Origin of the sequence: Agromyces flavus, assembly GCF_900104685.1 — a bacterium.
Lineage (GTDB): Bacteria > Actinomycetota > Actinomycetes > Actinomycetales > Microbacteriaceae > Agromyces > Agromyces flavus.
Map to the genome: position 1 here is coordinate 951,176 of NZ_LT629755.1, position 17,339 is coordinate 968,514.

Sequence of the window (17,339 nt, forward strand, 5' to 3'; positions counted from 1 at the left end):
CGGAGCAGAGGCATCCGTTCACCTGCCGGACACACGACCCCGCTTAGGGTTGAACCCGTGAAGCCGATCCGCAAGTTCACCGTCCGGGCCGTGGTGCCGCCGCAGCTCAGCGCGCTCGAGGAGCTCGCCGCGAACCTCCGCTGGTCGTGGCACGAGCCGACCCGTCGGCTGTTCGAGCACATCGACCCGGTCGGATGGCGGCGCTCGGAGCGCGACCCCATCGCGTTCCTCGGCGACGTCGACCCGCGCCGCCTCGACGAACTCGCGAACGACGAGGGCTACCTCGGCTGGGCCGAGCGCGAGCGCGACGCGCTGCGCGCATATCTCGGGGAGCCGCGCTGGTACCAGTCCCTCGCCCTCGGGACGCCGAAGACGATCGCGTACTTCTCGCCCGAGTTCGGCATCACCGCCGCGCTGCCGCAGTACTCGGGCGGACTCGGCATCCTCGCAGGCGACCACCTCAAGGCGGCATCCGACCTGGGCGTGCCGCTCGTCGCGGTGGGCCTGTTCTACAAGGCCGGCTACTTCTCGCAGGCCATCGCGCCCGACGGCTGGCAGCAGGAGCGCTACCCGGCGCTCGACCCCGACGGGCTGCCGCTCTCGGTGCTGCGCCGGGCGGATGGCACGCCGGTCCAGGTCACGCTCGCCGTCCCGGGCGACCGCAGCCTGCACGCGCGCGTCTGGCAGGCGGCCGTCGGCCGGGTGACGCTGCTGCTGCTCGACACCGACATCCCGGCGAACGACGACGACCTGCGCCAGGTCACCGACCGGCTCTACGGCGGCGGCGGCGAGCACCGGCTGCAGCAGGAGCTGCTGCTCGGCATCGGCGGGGTCCGGGCGCTGCGCGCATGGTCCGAGCTCGTGGCGCGACCGCTCCCCGACGTGTTCCACATGAACGAGGGGCATGCGGGCTTCCTCGGCCTCGAGCGCATCTCGGCGTGCATCGGCGAGGGGCTCACGTTCGCCGAGGCCCTGCAGGTCGTCCGGGCCGGCACGGTGTTCACGACGCACACGCCCGTGCCCGCGGGCATCGATCGATTCGATCGCGCGCTCGTGGCGCAGTACCTGGAATCGGGCCTGCTGCCCGGCGTCGATCCCGCCGATGCGCTGCCGCTCGGCCTGGAGCCCGGGGTGCATCCCGACGAGAGCGCGTTCAACATGGCCATGATGGGCCTGCGGCTCGCGCAGCACGCGAACGGCGTCTCCAAACTGCACGGCGAGGTCAGCCGATCCATGTTCGCCAGCCTCTGGCCCGGCTTCGACGCCGACGAGGTGCCGATCACCTCCATCACCAACGGCGTCCACGCGCCGACATGGACCGACCCCGCCCTGCTCGAGCTCGCCGAGGAGCGCCTCGGCACGGGCGACACCGAGCACGCCGACTGGCTGAGCCCCGCCGTGAGCGACGCCGAGCTGTGGAGCGTCAAGCGCGGCATGCGGCTCCAGCTCGTCGAGGACGCCCGCCGTCGCCTGGCAGCCGCGTGGGCCGACCAGCACGCCGGCGCCGTCGCGCCCGACTGGGTGCGACGTGTGCTCGATCCCGACGTGCTCACGATCGGGTTCGCGCGGCGCGTGCCGACCTACAAGCGGCTCACCCTCATGCTGCAGGATCCCGAGCGCCTCGCCGCGATCCTCACCAACCCCGACCGTCCGGTGCAGTTCGTGATCGCGGGCAAGGCGCACCCGGCCGACGAGGAGGGCAAGCGCCTCATCCAGCGCCTCGTGCAGTTCGCGCAGCGGCCCGAGCTCCGCGAACGCATCGTGTTCCTGCCCGACTACGACATGGGCATGGCCGAGACGCTCTACCCGGGCTGCGACGTGTGGATGAACAACCCGCTCCGCCCGCTCGAGGCGTGCGGCACGTCGGGCATGAAGGCCGCGATGAACGGGGCGCTCAACCTCTCGATCCTCGACGGATGGTGGGCCGAGTACGCCGCCGACGACCACGGCTGGGTCATCCCGACGGCGGATGCCGCGCCCGATGCGTCCGAGCGCGACCGTATCGAGGCATCCGCCCTGTACGACCTCATCGAGCACCGCATCACGCGACTGTTCTACGACCGCGACCACGACGGCGTGCCGACCGAGTGGATGACGCGCGTGCGCCGAACGCTCACGCACCTCGCGCCCGAGCTCGGAGCCGACCGGATGGTGCGCGAGTACGTCGAGCGCCTGTACCGGCCCGCGGCCGAACACGCCGAGCTCGTCGCCGCGAACGGCGCAAAGCGGGCTCGCGAGCTCGCGGAATGGGTCGCGGGCGTGCGGGCCGCGTGGGAGGGCGTGCAGGTCTCGCACGTCGAGTCGGGCGGGCTCGACTCGACGCCGCACGTGGGCGACCAGCTGCACCTGCGCGCCCACGTCGCGCTCGGCTGGCTGAGCCCCGACGACGTGTCCGTCGAGGTGGTCTTCGGCCATTCGCACGGCGACGACCGCATCGACGACGCCCGAGTGGCCGTGCTCGATCCCGACGGCGAGTCGACGACGGATGCCGCGACCCGCGTCTACGTCGGCACGATCACGCTCGACCGCGCCGGGGCGTTCGGGTACACGGTGCGCGTCGTGCCGCGCCATCCGATGCTGCTCACGACCGCCGAACTCGGCCTCGTCGCCGCCGCCTCCTGACCCACACGCTGTTTCAGGAAGACGGAGGCTGATCAGGACCGCATCTGCGAGATGGTCCTGAGAAGCCTCCGTGTTCCTGAAACGGACGTGTCCGCCGAACTCAGCGCGGGCGGGCGATCGGGGCGTAGCGGCCGGCGGTGATCGCGAGGAGGTCGTCGGGCGTCAGTTCCAGGTCGAGGCCGCGGCGTCCACCCGAGACGAACACCGTCTCGCAGAGGATGGCGCTCTCGTCGAGCACGGTCGGCAGCGGCGTCTTCTGCCCGATCGGACTGATGCCGCCGACGACGTAGCCGGTCTTGCGCTCCGCGAGCGCGGGGTCGGTCATCTCGGCGCGCTTGCCGCCGAGCGCCGCCGCGAGCGCCTTCAGGTCGAGCTGGTCCGCGACCGGCACGATGCCGACCGCGAGCCCGCCGTCGACGGTCGCGAGCAGGGTCTTGAACACGCGTGCCGGCTCGATCCCGAGCTTCTCCGCGGCCTCGAGTCCGTAGGCCGCGGCGCGCGGGTCGTGCTCGTAGGGGTGCGCCGTGAAGGCGATGCCGGCGCGCGTCAGCGCGACCGTCGCGGGCGTTCCGACCGAGGCATCCGCCCTCCTGGCCATCACTGCGCCCTCGCGCGCTCGTCGGGCGCGGTCGCATCGTCGGCATCCGGCAGTACGTCGACGTCGATGCTCGCGGCTGCCGTATCGACCGGCCCGGGGGAGGGCTCGCCGTGCGCGCGGAACAGCCGCATCGACTGCGGCGCCACCGGCATCCGATCGCCCGGCTCGAATCTCGTGCCGAGGTCGCCGTCGGGCTCCTCGCGCGCGGAGTCCCACAGCAGCTCGTAGTCCTCGACGCCGGGGTGGTCGGGAAGGAGCACCGCGGCCTCGGTCTCCGAGGCGTGCACGACGAGCAGGATCCGGTTGTACTCCTCGAACTCGGGCGTCGAGGCCGCCATGAACTGCAGCGTGCGCTGCGAGGCGTCGTTCCAGTGGTCGATGGTCATGGTCGCGCCGTCGGCGTTGTACCAGTCCATCTGCGACGCGCTCGGCACGGTCTCGCCGAAGCGGCCGTAGCGGACCGGCCGCAATGCCGGGTTCTCGCGGCGCAGGCGCAGCAGGTGCCGCGCGGTCGCCTCGAGTGCGGTGTCGCGATCGCCGCCGTCCCACGCGAGCCAGGTCAGCTCGGAGTCGTGGCAGTACGCGTTGTTGTTGCCGCGCTGGCTGCGACCGTACTCGTCGCCGGCGGTGAGCATCGGCACGCCGGCCGACAGCAGCAGCGTGCCGAGCAGGTTCCGGATGCTGCGCCGGCGCGCCGCGGCGATGGTCCCGTCATCCGTCGGCCCCTCGACGCCGTGGTTGAAGGAGTTGTTGTGGTCGGCGCCGTCCCGGTTGTGCTCGCCGTTGCCGAGGTTGTGCTTGACGTCGTAGGCCGTGAGGTCGGCGAGCGTGAACCCGTCGTGCGCGGTGATGAAGTTGAGGCTCGCGAGCGGCCCGCGCTCGTGGGCGAACGTGTTGGACGATCCGGCGAGTCGCGTGGCGAAGCGGCCGATGCCGCTGCCCGCCTCGCCCGCGCGCTCGCGACGCAGGTCGCCGAGCCAGAAGTCGCGCATGCGGTCGCGGTAGCGGTCGTTCCACTCGCTGAAGCCCGCCGCGAAGTTGCCCGTCTGCCAGCCGAACGGGCCGACGTCCCACGGCTCGGCGATGAGCTTCGAGGCGCCGATGACGGGATCGGCGAGCATGCCCTGCAGGAGCGGATGGTCGGGGGAGTACGCGCCGAGCTCGTCGCGTCCGAGCGTCGCCGCGAGGTCGAGGCGGAATCCGTCGACCTGGAGTTCCTCGGCCCAGTACCGCATCGAGTCGAGCACGAGTCGAACCGGCGCGTCGTGGCCGAAGTCGAGGGTGTTGCCGCAGCCGGTGGTGTCGACGTAGCGGCCGTGCACGTCGTGCCGGTAGTACGCCGCATTGTCGATGCCGCGGAAGCTGTACGTCGGACCCTGCCGACCCTCCTCGGCGGTGTGGTTGTACACCACGTCGAGCACGACCTCGAGGCCCGCTTCGTGCAGCCGCTTGACCATGCCCGCGAACTCGCGCCGCACCGCGGCGGGACCGCCCGCCTGCGCCGCGGCGCTCGCGTACGGGGTGTGCGGCGCGAAGAATCCGAGCGTGTTGTATCCCCAGTAGTTGACCTGCCCCTGCCGGACGAGCCGCTGCTCGGGGACGAACGCCTGCACCGGGAGCAGTTCGATCGTGGTGACGCCGAGCCCGGTCAGGTACTCGAGCGACGCGTCATGCGCGAGGCCCGCGTAGGTGCCGCGGAGCGCCTCGGGGATCCGAGGATTGAGTCGGCTGAATCCTCGGACGTGGGCCTCGTAGACGACCGTGTGGTCGAGTGCCACGCGCGGCTTCGCCGCACCGGCCCAATCGAACCCCTCGCTGGCGAGCGAATCGAGCACGACGCCGCGCCAGGAGCCGTCGCCCGCCACCTGCAGACCGCGCGCCCACGGATCGAGGAGCGTGTGGACGGGATTGAAGGCATGCTCGACGCCCGCCGGACCGTCCACCCTGAGCCCGTACCGTGCGCCGGTGACCAGTGCCGCCGACGCCGCCTCCCACACCCCGTCTGCACCCCGCACGAGCGGCACTCGGGCCGCGGCCCAATCGAGGTCCTCGGGATCGAAGACGACCAGCTCCACGGACGTCGCGTGCTCGGACCACACCCGGACGGTGCCTCCGTCCGGTCCGGTGCGCACCCCGAGGTCGCGGAGCGGATCGGCCGAAGACATGCGAACTACAGTAGTTCGAAGGGAACCGGTTCCCGATCAGGAGGTGCGCGATGCCCGGCCGCGACCCCGTCTACCTCGATCACGCGGCGACGACCCCGCTGCGCCCCGAGGCGATCGACGCGATGACGAGCGCGCTGCACCTCGTCGGCAACCCGGCGTCGATCCACAGCGCGGGCCAGAACGCCAAGCGCCTGCTCGAGGAGTCGCGCGAGCAGGTCGCGGCGACGCTCGGCGCCGACCCGATCGAGGTCGTCTTCACGGGCAGCGGCACCGAGGCCGTGAACCTCGCGATCAAGGGGCTGTACTGGCGCCGTCACCGCGAGGCCGGCGCCCGCCGCATCCTCCTGCCCGCCGGCGAGCACCACGCCACGCTCGACACCGTCGGATGGCTGGCCGAGGTCGAGGGCGCCGAGGTCGAGGAACTCCCGGTCGACGAGGTGGGCCGGCTCCGGGTCGACGCGCTCGCCGCCGCGCTCGAGCGCGACGCGGCATCCGTCGCCCTCGTCACGATGCTCTGGGCGAACAACGAGGTCGGCACGATCGAGCCGGTGCGCGAGGCGGCCGAGCTCTGCGCGCGAGCCGGCGTGCCGCTCCACGTCGATGCCATCGCCGCGTACGGGCACGTGCCGATCGACCTGCACGCGGTGCGGCGCGACACGGCCGCGCCTGCGGGCTCGGGCCTGGTCGCGATCAGCGTCTCGGCCCACAAGATCGGCGGGCCCGTCGGTATCGGCGCCCTCGTGCTCGACCGGTCGACGCATATCGAGCCGCTCCTGCACGGCGGCGGGCAGCAGCGTCGCATCCGCTCGGGCACGCAGGATGTCGCGGCCGCGGCGGGGTTCGCGGCGGCGGCCCGCGTCGCGGCCCAACAGCGCGAGATCGAGCACGAGCGGATGGCGCGGCAGCGCGATCGGCTCGTCGCGGGCGTCGCGGACGCCGTGCCCGACGCGCGACTCTCCGGGGATTCCGACCCCGGCGCCCGGCTTCCGGGGAACGCGCACTTCTCCTTCCCGGGCTGCGAGGGCGACTCGCTGCTGTTCCTGCTGGATGCCGCGGGCGTCGCCGTCTCGACCGGATCGGCCTGCCAGGCCGGCGTGCCCGAGCCGTCGCACGTGCTGCTGGCGATGGGTCGCACCGAGGCCGAGGCGCGCGGGGCGTTGCGCATCACGCTCGGGTGGTCCACGACCGACGCCGACGTCGACGCGTTCCTCGCGGCGCTGCCCGGTGCGGTCGAGCGCGCGACTCGCGCGGGCATGGCCGACAGGGTCACGAGCTTCGACCGCTGATCGGGCGGCCGCGCGGCATCCGCTCAGGACCGGGTTCGTACACTGGAACCCATGCGGGTCCTGGCAGCGATGAGCGGCGGCGTCGACAGCGCCGTCGCGGCGGCGCGCGCCGTCGACGCGGGGCACGACGTGGTCGGCGTGCACCTCGCGCTCAGCCGCATGCCCGGCACGCTGCGCACGGGAAGCCGCGGCTGCTGCACGATCGAGGACTCGATGGACGCCCAGCGGGCCGCGAACGTGCTCGGCATCCCGTACTACGTGTGGGACTTCTCCGAGCGGTTCAAGGCCGACGTCGTCGACGACTTCATCGCCGAGTACGCCGCGGGCCGCACCCCCAACCCGTGCATGCGGTGCAATGAGCGCATCAAGTTCGCGGCGCTCCTCGAGAAGGCGCTCGCGCTCGGGTTCGACGCCGTGTGCACCGGGCACTACGCGACGATCCTGACGGATGCCGCGGGCCGCCGTGAGCTGCACCGCGCAAGCGCGTGGGCCAAGGACCAGTCGTACGTGCTCGGGGTGCTCACGGCCGAGCAGCTCGCACACGCCTACTTCCCGCTCGGCGAGACGCCGTCGAAGCAGCTCGTGCGCGACGAGGCCGCGCGCCGTGGTCTGAGCGTCGCCCAGAAGCCCGACTCCCACGACATCTGCTTCATCCCCGACGGCGACACGCGCGGATGGCTCGGCGAGAAGGTCGGCGTCGCCACCGGCGACATCATCGACCGCACCGGCGCCGTCGTCGGCTCGCACGAGGGTGCGCACGCCTACACGGTCGGCCAGCGGCGGGGCCTGCGGCTGGGCACCCCGGCCGCCGACGGCAAGCCGCGCTTCGTGCTCGAGGTGCGCCCGAAGGAGAACACCGTCGTCGTCGGGCCGAAGGAGGCGCTCGCGATCGCCGAGATCGCCGGTTCGCGGTACACCTGGGCGGGGGAGCCGCCCGCCGAGCCTGCCGATCCGTTCGCCTGCGAGGTGCAGATCCGCGCGCACGCCGATCCGGTGCCGGCGGTCGCACGAGTCCAGGCGGATTCCTCGGGCTCGACCGAGCTCGTCGTCTTTCCCGACACGCCGCTCGACGGCGTCGCACCAGGCCAGACCGCGGTGGTCTACGTCGGCACGCGCGTGCTCGGCCAGTGCACGATCGACCGGACGGTGAGCGCGGTGCCGGCTGACGCCTGAGTGCGTCGTGTACCCCGATCGGGGGTGGATCGCGTAGATTCTCTGGGGTTGGCGCCGGCCACCCCCACCGGCGCGCGCGAGTCCGAGGAGCCGTCGTGTCCTACCCGCTGTACCCCGCCGACCCGAACCGAGACCCCGCCGAGCCCTTCCGGAACCTGGAACCGGCTCCGACCACGGCGACGACCGCCGTGATCGATCCGGCGCCCCGACAGTGGGACGACCCGATCGACGAACGTCCGATCACGGTGGAAGAGGTCGCGGAACGACAGCGCGAGGCGTTCGGCGGTCCCAAGATCGGGTCGGCGTTCTTCGGCTGGCTCACGGCCACGGCGACCGGGGCCATCCTCGCGGGCGTCGTCGTCGTCGTGACGGCCGTGATCGGGCTGGATGTCATCCCCGACCCGTGGGCGACCGGCGGGCTCGGTCCGTTCGACGGCGTCACCGTCGGGTGGATCGTGATCGGCATCATCCTCGCGATCGTGCTCGTCTCCTTCTACTGCGGCGGCTACGTGGCCGGGCGGATGGCGCGGTTCAGCGGCGCCGCGCAGGGTCTCGCCGTCTGGGGCTGGGCCGTCGTCATCGGCATCGCCGCCGCCGTCGCGATCGGCCTGCTCGACGGGCGCTTCGGCTTCGTCGCCGCCGGACGGGACGCCGTGCCCAGCATCCCCGTCTCGGTCGAGCTCGTCACCGTCGCCTGGATCGGTGCCGCGGTCGCCCTGGTGCTCGTGAGCATCGGGGGCGCCGTGCTCGGCGGAACGGTGGGCGTGCGCTACCACCGGCGGGTCGACCGCGTCGGGCTCGAGGCCTGACACGGCTCACTGGCCGGTGCGCCGACGCTGAGCTGCCCAACCTGAACGTCGGCCGTACGTTCGCTGCACCGTGAGGGCGCTTCGACGCCCTCTGTCAAGGCCCCTGACGCCGACCCCTCGCCGCCGTATCGTCGGGAACGGCGCCGCAGGCACCACCCGTGTGCGGCGCACACCACGAGAGGGGACCTGTCATGAGCACCTCATCCGATCGACCCGCCCGCGATCCGTATCCGCCGACTCCGGCGGACCGCGACGGCGACGGCGACCGCGACGACCGCGAGGTCGGCGTGGACCGGGACCGCGACGGCGTCCGCGACGACCGCGAGGTCGCGGCGGACCGCGACGGCGACGGCGTCCGCGACGACCGCGAGGTGGCGGCCCGTCACCGCGACGCCGCTCGGGACGAGCGACTCGTGTCCGACCCGGCGCTGCGAGCCGCGGTCGTGGACCGGCAGCGCCAGCGGTACGGCGGCATCAAGTTCGGCTCGGCGTTCTTCGGCTGGCTGACGGCCGTCGGCGTCGCCGTGCTGCTCACTGCGCTGCTGGCCGCGACCGGCGCGGCGCTGGGGCTCGGCACGCTCGGCGAGGCGGTCGACGAGGCCGCCGCCGAGAACGCCCAGACGATCGGCATCGTCGGCGCCATCGCGCTGCTCGTGATCCTGTTCGTCGCCTACTTCGCCGGCGGCTACGTGGCCGGTCGGATGGCGCGGTTCAACGGCATGAAGCAGGGCCTCGCCGTCTGGCTGTGGGCCATCGTCATCGCCGTCGTCGGTGCCGTCATCGCAGCGATCGCCGGCTCGCAGTACGACATCCTCGCGAACCTCAACACCTTCCCGCGGATCCCCGTGACCGAGGGCGAACTGACGGTCGCCGGCATCGTCACGCTGGTGCTGGTCATCCTGGCGAGCCTCGGCGGAGCCATCCTCGGCGGCAAGGCCGGGACGCGGTACCACCGCAAGGTGGACGCCGCCGGCTTCGGCGCCTGACGCCCGGGGGCGGGGCGCGGCGCCGAAGAGGGGTGCGCGGCTGGGGCCGCGCACCCCACTCGTCGTCACGTGAGGCGGAGCCCCGGGGCCCGCGATTCTCCGGGGCAGCCGGTCCGAGCCAGCCCCGACGTCGGAGGCGGCTCCTAGGATTGCCCGTGTGAGCGACATCGCAGCCGACTTCGAGACCGCACGCGCCGAGGTCGAACGGCTCACCGAGCTGATCGACCGTGCGCGCCTCGCCTATTACGGCGACGGCGATTCGCCGCTCTCCGACGCCGAGTACGACACGGCGTTCCACCGGTTGGAGGCGCTCGAGCGCGCGTTCCCCGAACTCGTCGGCCAAGACAGTCCGACCCAGCAGGTCGGTGCGGTAGTCGCCTCCGCCGGATTCCCGGAGCATGAGCACGCCGAGCGCATGCTGAGCCTCGACAACGTGTTCTCCGTCGACGAGTTCCGCGAGTGGGCGGTGAAGGCGGAGCGGGATGCCGCGCGACCGGTGCAGTGGCTCAGCGAACTCAAGATCGACGGGCTCGCGATCAGCCTCGCGTACCGCGACGGCGTGCTCGAGACGGCGACCACACGCGGCGACGGCCGTGTCGGAGAAGACATCACCGAGAACGTCGAGCTCATCCCGGCGATCCCGAGCCGGCTCTCCGGAGACGGGTTCCCCTCGTTCTTCGAGGTGCGCGGCGAGGTGTTCCTCGCGACGAGCGAGTTCGAGGCGCTCAACCGGCGGCAGCGCGATCTCCAGGCGGCGTATGTGGCCGACGAGCTGGCGAAGGGCCGGCCCGAGGCGTCCATCAAGACCAGGTTCCCCGAGTTCGCCAACGCACGGAACACCGCGGCCGGCAGCCTCAGGCAGCGGCGCGAGCGCAAGAGCGCGTTCGACCTCGAGCTCATGCGCGATCGGCTCGGCCGGCTCTCGTTGTACCTGCACGGCATCGGGGCGTGGGAGCGCCCGCCCGTCGAGGCGCAGTCCGACATCTACGCGCTGCTCGCGGGGTGGGGACTCCCGGTGTCGCCGTACAGCCGCGTGCTCCCATCGGTCGACGAGGTCGCCGGGTTCATCGAGCACTGGGGCGAGCACCGGCACGACATCGAGCACGAGATCGACGGCATCGTCGTCAAGGTCGACGAGCTCGCCCTGCACGACGAGCTCGGATCAACCAGCCGTGCGCCGAGATGGGCGATCGCGTTCAAGTACCCGCCCGAAGAGGTGCACACGAAGCTCATCGACATCGCCGTGGGCGTGGGTCGCACCGGCCGGGCGACCCCCTACGCGATCATGGAGCCCGTCAAGGTCGCCGGATCGACGGTGCGACAGGCGACGCTCCACAACCAGGGCATCGTGAAGGCCAAGGGCGTGATGATCGGCGACACCGTCGTGCTGCGCAAGGCGGGCGACGTGATCCCCGAGATCCTCGGCGCGGTCGAGCAGCTGCGCGACGGAACCGAGCGCGAATGGCACATGCCGTCCGAGTGCCCCGAGTGCGGCACGCCGCTCCGCCCGATGAAGGAGGGCGACATCGACCTGCGGTGCCCGAACGCCGAGTCGTGTCCGGCGCAGGTGCGCGGCCGGGTCGAGCACATCGGGTCGCGCGGTGCGCTCGACATCGAGGCCCTCGGCGAGGTCACGGCCGCAGCGCTCACGCAGCCGACCGTTCCGGCCGTCCCCCCGCTCGAGACCGAGGCCCGGCTCTTCGACCTGACGCTCGACGAGCTCATCCCGATCCAGGTCGTCGTGCGCGACGCCGAGACCGGCGAGGTCAAGATCGACGACGCGACGGGCGAGCCCGTCCGACGTGCACCGTTCCAGAAGTACGGCCCGGCGACCTATCCGCCCGGCACCGAGCACCTCGACCAGGCCGAGCGCCGCAGGGCCGGCGTCCGCAAGTCCCATCGTGAACTGCTTCCCTCGGGCGCGGCGACCAAGCTGCTCGACGAGCTCGAGAAGGCCAAGACCAAGCCGTTGTGGCGGCTGCTCGTGGCACTCAACATCCGGCACGTCGGTCCGGTCGCCGCGCGCGCGCTCGCCGAGCACTTCGGCTCACTCGAGGCGATCCGCGCCGCGAGCCGCGAGGAGCTCGCCCACGTCGAGGGCGTCGGCGGCATCATCGCCGACTCGCTCATCGACTGGTTCGAGGCCGACTGGCATCGCGAGATCGTCGAACGCTGGGCGGCGGCGGGCGTGCAGTTCGCGACGCCCGGGCACCCCGGGCCCGGCCGGGCCGGCGACATCGACGGCGTGCTCGCGGGCCTCACGGTCGTGGCGACGGGCAGTCTCGACGGCTTCACCCGAGAAGGCGCGCAGGAGGCCATCATCGCCGCGGGCGGCAAGGCGGCGTCGAGCGTGTCGAAGAAGACGGACTTCGTCGCGGCCGGTCCGGGTGCCGGCTCCAAGCTGGCGAAAGCCGAAGAGCTCGGCGTGCGCGTGATCGACGCGGCGCAGTTCGCCGTGCTCGTCACGGAAGGACCCGACGCGCTCGGTTGAGGGGGGCCGCATGGCGGATGACGACGACGTCCGGGACGACGAGACCCGGGCGAGCGGCGCGTCGCGCCGCGAGTTCCTGAAGCTCGGCGGTGTCGCCGGCGCCGCCGCAGTGGTCGCGGGCGGCGGCGCCGCCGCGGTGGGCGCCACCGTCGGACACTCCGCGGGCGTGACCGAGGGGGCGGAGGGAATCGCCGCGCTCCCGTCGACGCCGACGGCGCGACGCACGCCCGGCTTCGATCATCTCGTGGTGGTCATGAGCGAGAACCGCTCCTTCGACAACTTCCTCGGCTGGCTCTACGACGCCGACACCCTTCCTGACCGGGCCACGTTCGACGGGCTCGCATTCGGCGAGTATGCGAACACCGATCCGTCCGGCACGAGCGTTTCCGCGCACGTGTACGCCGGGCCGACCGACGTGATCATGAGCCGGCCCGACCCCGATCCGGGCGAGGAGTTCCCCCACGTCAACACCCAGCTGTTCGGCACCATCCGCCCCGCGTCGAACGCCTCGGCACCGGTCGACGAGATGCGCGAGCCCTACAACGCGCCCGACGCCGGTGCGAGACCCACCATGGGCGGCTTCGTCGTCGATTACGCCCACCACGTCGATCACGACGTCCGGCACGACGGTGACCGGGACATCCACCAGATCATGGGCTCGTTCTCGCCCGAGATGCTGCCCGTCACGACCACGCTCGCGAAGGGCTTCGCGGTCTACGACGCCTGGCACTGCGCGGTGCCCAGCCAGACGTTCTGCAACCGTTCGTTCTTCCACGCCTCGACCTCGCACGGGTTCGTCACCAACCGCGGCGGCGACGACGGCTACCTCAAGTGGCTCGAGGCGAAGGCCGCGCCGACCATCTTCAACCGCCTGGAGGACGCAGGGCTGGACTGGCGGATCTACTTCGACGACCTGCAGCTGATCTCGCTGACCGGGTTCATCCATGCGCCGGCACTCGAGAAGTACTGGCGCACCGACCACTTCGCGCCCATGTCCCGGTTCTGGACCGACGTCGAGGACGGGAAGCTCCCGCCCTACTCGTTCGTGGAGCCGCGCATGATCTACGACCACAACGACTTCCACCCACCGGTGGGGCCGCTCCGCCAGACCGTGGTCGAGGGTGAAGAGGTCACCGACAGCGCGATCTCCGACGTCCGCGCGGGCGAGCTGCTCCTCCACCGCATCTACTCCGCGATCCGCGCGAGCGCGACCGAGGGCGGGTCCAACGCGATGAACACGATGCTGCTCCTGACGTTCGACGAGCACGGCGGCACGTACGACCACGTCGCGCCGCCGTCGGCCACGCCGCCGCACCCCGACGCGAAGCCCGGTGAGATGGGATTCACGTTCGACCGGCTGGGCTGCCGTGTCCCGGCCATCGCGATCTCGGCGTACACCGCCGAGGGTGGCATCATCCACGACCAGATGCACCATGGGTCCGTGATCGCCACCCTGTGCAAGCTGCACGAGCTCGACCCCCTCACCGACCGCGACGACGGCGCGCCCGACCTCCGCAACGCGCTCACCCTCGACACCCCGCGGCATCCGCTCACCTGGCCGGCCACCACGCCCCAGTACACGCCGCCGAATCCCGAATCCGCCCCGCACCCGGCCGAGGCGCATCGCACGGCTCCGCTCAGCCCACCGGCACGCGGCCTGCTCGGAATGCTCATCGCCAAGTACGGCGACGAGGGCGAAGCCGAGCCGCAGACCTACGGCGACGCGTACGAGGCGCTGCAGAAGTACGGCGTCGGCCTGTTCGGCGCGCCTCGATAGAATCGCTGGCATCCCCATCCCCATACGACGGAGCAGCATGTCTGAAATCAGCGCCGAGCAGGTCGCGCACCTCGCGAACCTCGCTCGCATCGCGCTCACCGAGGAAGAGATCGGCCACCTCACCACGGAACTCGGCCAGATCATGCAGGCGGTCGAGAAGGTGAGCGAGGTCGCCACGCCCGAGGTCTCGCCGACGAGCCACCCGATCCCGCTGCACAACCCGCTGCGCGAGGACGTCCCGTCCGACGTCCTGAGCCTCGAGCAGGTGCTCTCCGGCGCGCCCGAGCACGACGGCACCCGCTTCGTCGTCACGGCGATCCTGGGGGAGGAGCAGTGAGCGACCTGATCCGGCTGAGCGCGGCCGACCTCGCCGACCGGCTCTCCTCGCGCGAGGTGTCGTCCGTCGAGGCGACCCAGGCGCACCTCGACCGCATCGCCGCTGTCGACGGTGCCGTCCACGCGTACCTCCACGTCAACGACGCCGCACTCGAGGCCGCCGCCGAGGTCGATCGTCGCCGTGCCGCCGGCGAGGAGCTCGGCCCGCTCGCGGGCGTGCCGATCGCGATCAAGGACGTGCTCGTCACCAAGGGCATGCCGTCGACCTCCGGCTCGCGGATCCTCGAGGGCTGGGTGCCGCCCTACGATGCGACGCCCGTGCGCAAGGTGCGCGAGGCCGGCATGGTGCTGCTCGGCAAGACCAACATGGACGAGTTCGCGATGGGCTCCTCGACCGAGCACTCGGCGTACGGCCCGACGCACAACCCGTGGGACCTCGAGCGGATCCCGGGTGGTTCGGGCGGCGGGTCCGCCGCCGCGGTGGCGGCCTTCGAGGCGCCGCTGGCGCTCGGCAGCGACACCGGTGGATCCATCCGCCAGCCCGCGCACGTGACCGGAACCGTCGGCACCAAGCCCACGTACGGCGGAGTGAGCCGCTACGGCTCGATCGCACTCGCGTCCTCGCTCGACCAGGTCGGGCCGGTCAGCCGCACCGTCCTCGACGCGGCACTCCTGCACGACGTCATCGCCGGGCACGATCCGCACGACCAGACCTCGATCCCCGATCCGTGGCCGTCCATGGCAGAGGCCGTGCGGCGAGCGGATGTCTCGGGCCTGCGCATCGGCGTGGTGAAGGAGCTCGACACCGACGGCTTCCAGGCGGGCGTGCGCCAGCGCTTCCACGAGGCGCTCGAACTGCTCGAGCGCAACGGCGCCGAGATCGTCGAGGTGGCCGCACCGAGCTTCGAGTACTCGATCGCTGCCTATTACCTGATCCTGCCCGCCGAGGCCTCGTCGAACCTCGCGAAGTTCGACTCCGTTCGGTTCGGCCTGCGCGTCGTGCCCGACGGCGGCGGCACGGTCGAAGAGGTCATGGCGGCGACGCGCGAAGCCGGCTTCGGTCCCGAGGTCAAGCGCCGCATCATCCTCGGCACCTACGCCCTGTCGGCCGGCTACTACGACGCCTACTACGGCAGCGCGCAGAAGGTCCGCACGCTCGTGCAGCAGGACTTCGACGCCGCATTCGGCAAGGTCGACGTGCTCGCGACGCCCAGCGCGCCGACCACGGCGTTCAAGCTCGGCGAGAAGCTCGACGACCCGCTCGCGATGTACCTCAACGACGTCGCGACGATCCCGGCGAACCTCGCGGGCGTGCCCGGCATCTCGGTGCCCGCGGGCCTCGCTCCTGAAGACGGCCTCCCGGTCGGCATCCAGTTCCTGGCGCCGGCGCGCGAAGACGCCCGCCTCTACAACGTCGGCGGCGCGCTCGAGGCGCTGCTCGTCGACCAGTGGGGCGGTCCACTGCTCGCGCAGGCCCCCGACCTGTCCACCCACGAACTCATGGCGACCGAGGAGGGCGTGGTCTGATGGCACGCGCGGCACTGATGGACTTCGACGAGGCCCTCGAGCGCTTCGAGCCGGTGATCGGGCTCGAGGTGCACGTCGAGCTCAACACCACGACGAAGATGTTCTCGCCGGCACCCAACCCGGCCAACAGCGCCTACCACGGCGCCGAGCCGAACACGCTCGTCGCGCCGGTCGACATGGGCCTGCCCGGCTCCCTCCCGGTCGTCAACGGCACGGCCGTGCGTCACTCGATCTCGCTGGGCCTCGCGCTCGGCTGCTCGATCGCGCCGTCGAGCCGATTCGCTCGGAAGAACTACTTCTACCCCGACCTCGGCAAGAACTACCAGATCTCGCAGTACGACGAGCCGATCGCGTTCGAGGGGTCGGTCGAGGTCGAGCTCGAGAACGGCCGCGTCTTCCAGGTGGCGATCGAGCGGGCGCACATGGAGGAGGACGCGGGCAAGCTCACGCACGTCGGCGCGACCGGCCGCATCCACGGCGCCGAGTACTCGCTCGTCGACTACAACCGCGCGGGCGTGCCGCTCGTCGAGATCGTGACGAAGCCCGTGGTCGGGGCCGGGGCGGATGCGCCAGCACTCGCGCGCGCGTACGTCGCCGCCATCCGCGACATCGTGCTCTCGCTCGGCATCTCCGAGGCGCGCATGGAGCGCGGCAACCTGCGCTGCGACGCGAACGTCTCGCTGCGTCCCAAGGGCCAGGAGAAGTTCGGTACGCGGACTGAGACGAAGAACGTCAACTCGATGCGCTCGGTCGAGCGCGCGGTCCGCTACGAGATCCAGCGGCAGGCGGCGATCCTCGCCGACGGCGGCACCATCACGCAGGAGACCCGTCACTGGCACGAGGACACGGGCACCACGAGCCCCGGCCGCCCCAAGTCCGATGCCGACGACTACCGGTACTTCCCCGAGCCCGACCTGCTGCCGGTCGAGCCCGACCCCGCGCTGATCGAGGAGCTGCGGGCCGCGCTGCCCGAGCCGCCGGCCACGCGTCGGCGCCGCCTCAAGGCCGAGTGGGGCTTCAGCGACATCGACTTCCAGGGCGTCGTCAACGGCGGCCTGCTCAACGAGGTGCTCGCCACGGTCGAGGCGGGCGCCACGCCCGCCGCCGCGCGCAAGTGGTGGACCGGCGAGCTGACCCGCATCGCGAACGCGCAGGGCACCGATGCGAGCGAGTTGGTCGAGCCCGTGGATGTCGCCGAGCTCGCCGCGCTCGTCGACGAGGGCACCCTCACCGACCGCCTCGCCCGCCAGGTGCTCGAGGGCGTCATCGCGGGCGAGGGCTCGCCGCGCGAGATCGTCGAGGCGCGCGGCCTCGCCGTCGTCTCCGACGACGGTGCGCTCGTCGCCGCGATCGACCAGGCACTCGCTGCGCAGCCCGACGTGCTCGCGAAGATCCGCGACGGCAAGGTGCAGGCCGCGGGCGCCGTCATCGGCGCGGTCATGAAGGCGATGCAGGGCAAGGCCGACGCTGCGCGCGTGCGCGAGCTCGTCCTCGAGCGGGCCGGCAGCGAGCAATAGCGGGTTCCCAGCCCGTTCGAGGCGGGTGCCGATACGCTGTCGATCCCTACGA

General features: G+C 71.9%; 12 protein-coding genes. 10 read left to right on the forward strand and 2 right to left on the reverse strand.

The genetic code is table 11. The annotated features are described in order from the left end of the window. Positions 1 to 57: 57 nt before the first annotated feature. The gene (gene glgP / locus BLT99_RS04495) at positions 58 to 2,622 is read left to right on the forward strand and encodes an alpha-glucan family phosphorylase (RefSeq protein WP_092669628.1); all 2,565 of its coding nucleotides are present in this window, start codon (positions 58 to 60) and stop codon (positions 2,620 to 2,622) included. A 100-nt stretch (positions 2,623 to 2,722) separates the two neighbouring features. Here the strand turns inward: glgP and ybaK are convergent, their stop codons facing one another. Together ybaK and glgX are read right to left on the reverse strand one after the other, a co-directional pair. After that, positions 2,723 to 3,220 (reverse strand): Cys-tRNA(Pro) deacylase, encoded by a 498-nt coding sequence (gene ybaK / locus BLT99_RS04500; protein WP_092675618.1) that lies wholly within the window; start codon positions 3,218 to 3,220, stop codon positions 2,723 to 2,725. Then, entirely contained in the window at positions 3,220 to 5,385 is a 2,166-nt protein-coding gene (gene glgX, locus BLT99_RS04505) for a glycogen debranching protein GlgX (protein ID WP_092669630.1), read from the reverse strand. Before glgX ends, ybaK begins: the two co-directional genes overlap by 1 nt. A 50-nt stretch (positions 5,386 to 5,435) precedes the next feature. Between glgX and BLT99_RS04510 the strand changes: the two genes are divergently transcribed. The 9 genes from BLT99_RS04510 (at position 5,436) to gatB (ending at position 17,287) form a co-directional block, all read left to right on the forward strand. Further along, the gene (locus BLT99_RS04510) at positions 5,436 to 6,671 is read left to right on the forward strand and encodes a cysteine desulfurase family protein (RefSeq protein ID WP_092669632.1); all 1,236 of its coding nucleotides are present in this window, start codon (positions 5,436 to 5,438) and stop codon (positions 6,669 to 6,671) included. 51 nt (positions 6,672 to 6,722) lie between these two features. Then, positions 6,723 to 7,844, forward strand: coding sequence for a tRNA 2-thiouridine(34) synthase MnmA (gene mnmA, locus BLT99_RS04515; RefSeq protein WP_092669634.1), 1,122 nt, complete (start codon positions 6,723 to 6,725; stop codon positions 7,842 to 7,844). Between the two features lie 95 nt (positions 7,845 to 7,939). After that, on the forward strand, positions 7,940 to 8,653 hold the full coding sequence (locus tag BLT99_RS04520) for a hypothetical protein (protein WP_092669636.1): 714 nt from the start codon (positions 7,940 to 7,942) through the stop codon (positions 8,651 to 8,653). A 191-nt stretch (positions 8,654 to 8,844) separates the two neighbouring features. Beyond that, a complete protein-coding gene (locus BLT99_RS04525) occupies positions 8,845 to 9,639 on the forward strand; it encodes a hypothetical protein (protein ID WP_092669638.1) in 795 nt (264 codons plus the stop codon). A 157-nt stretch (positions 9,640 to 9,796) separates the two neighbouring features. Then, positions 9,797 to 12,130, forward strand: coding sequence for an NAD-dependent DNA ligase LigA (ligA, locus tag BLT99_RS04530; protein WP_229724661.1), 2,334 nt, complete (start codon positions 9,797 to 9,799; stop codon positions 12,128 to 12,130). 10 nt (positions 12,131 to 12,140) lie between these two features. After that, positions 12,141 to 13,907: an alkaline phosphatase family protein gene (locus tag BLT99_RS04535; protein ID WP_092669642.1), complete on the forward strand. Its 1,767-nt coding sequence runs from the start codon at positions 12,141 to 12,143 to the stop codon at positions 13,905 to 13,907. Between the two features lie 37 nt (positions 13,908 to 13,944). Next, on the forward strand, positions 13,945 to 14,244 hold the full coding sequence (gatC, locus tag BLT99_RS04540) for an Asp-tRNA(Asn)/Glu-tRNA(Gln) amidotransferase subunit GatC (RefSeq protein WP_092669644.1): 300 nt from the start codon (positions 13,945 to 13,947) through the stop codon (positions 14,242 to 14,244). After that, a complete protein-coding gene (gene gatA / locus BLT99_RS04545; protein ID WP_092669646.1) occupies positions 14,241 to 15,770 on the forward strand; it encodes an Asp-tRNA(Asn)/Glu-tRNA(Gln) amidotransferase subunit GatA in 1,530 nt (509 codons plus the stop codon). The genes gatC and gatA overlap by 4 nt, the downstream gene beginning before the upstream one ends. After that, positions 15,770 to 17,287, forward strand: a complete 1,518-nt coding sequence (gene gatB, locus BLT99_RS04550; protein WP_092669648.1) for an Asp-tRNA(Asn)/Glu-tRNA(Gln) amidotransferase subunit GatB — start codon at positions 15,770 to 15,772, stop codon at positions 17,285 to 17,287. The genes gatA and gatB overlap by 1 nt, the downstream gene beginning before the upstream one ends. The last annotated feature ends 52 nt before the right edge of the window (positions 17,288 to 17,339 follow it).